The organism is Streptomyces sp. NPDC090445 (assembly GCF_044769385.1).
Classification (GTDB): Bacteria; Actinomycetota; Actinomycetes; order Streptomycetales; family Streptomycetaceae; genus Streptomyces.
Genome location: NZ_JBIVXV010000090.1, coordinates 1 through 1,008, shown reverse-complemented (window position 1 = coordinate 1,008; position 1,008 = coordinate 1). Strand labels below are relative to the sequence as shown.

At 74.9% G+C, this 1,008-nt stretch carries 1 protein-coding gene; it reads left to right on the top strand.

Features of this window, described 5'->3' with window-relative positions; genetic code table 11:
- Window positions 1-3 precede the first annotated feature (3 nt).
- Window positions 4-1,008, top strand: a 1,005-nt coding sequence (locus tag ACIQUT_RS40340; RefSeq protein ID WP_403570728.1) for a polyketide synthase dehydratase domain-containing protein, incomplete at its 3' end; no start/stop codon positions are given.

Genomic DNA, 1,008 nt, shown 5'->3' with positions numbered 1-1,008 from the left:
GTCGTGCTGCCGGAGGACGGTCACGGTGATGCGGCCCGGTTCGGGCTCCACCCGGCACTCCTCGACGCCGGTCTGCACGCCATCGGGCACGGCGAGCACACGGACCAGGACGGTCCGGGCGCCATGCTGCCCTTCTCCTGGGCGGGTGTCTCGCTCTACGCGGTGGGTGCCTCCGCTCTCCGGATGCGCCTGACCCCGGCTTCGCCCGACGACGCCCACACCCTGGCCCTGCTGGTCGCGGACGAGACCGGCCGGCCGGTGGCGGCCGTGGAGTCGCTGATGCTCCGCCCGGCCTCCGCGGCCCAGGTTCAGGGGGCCGGTGCCGGTCACCTGGAGTCGCTGTTCCGCGTGGAGTGGGTGGACATGCCCGCGGCGGCCGCCCCGGCCGCTGCAGACCTCCGGTGGGCCGTGCTCGGCCGCGACGAGATCGGCCTGGCCGGTACGGGCGCCCGGATCGCCGAGTACGCCGACCTCGCCGAGCTCGGTGCGGCACTCACGGGCGGCGAACCGGTTCCGGACGCGGTGTTCGTCCTCCCGGCTGCCGACGACACCCGGACGGGTGACACGGTGGACGCCGTCCACGCGGCGGTGAACGCGGCACTGGCATCGGTCCAGGAGTGGCTGGCCGACGAGCGGTTCGCGGCCACGCGTCTGGTGTGGCTGACGTCCGGTGCGGTGGCCGTCGAGACCGGCGCGGGCGTACGGGAACTGGCGGGCAGTGCGGTGCGCGGTCTGCTGCGCTCGGCTCAGTCGGAGAACCCCGGCCAGCTCGTCATGATCGACCTGGATCAGGACCAGGCCTCCCCGGCGGCCCTTCCCGCTGCACTGGCGGCCGGGGAGCCGGAACTGGCGATCCGCTGTGGCGCGCTGAGCGCCGCACGCCTGGTGCGCGTCCCGTCCTCGGACAGCACGGCCGAGGTGTCGGCCGCGGTGCTGGGCGACCCGTCCGGGACCGTGTTGGTCACCGGTGCGACCGGTGGTCTGGGCCGGCTGTTCGCGCGGCACCTG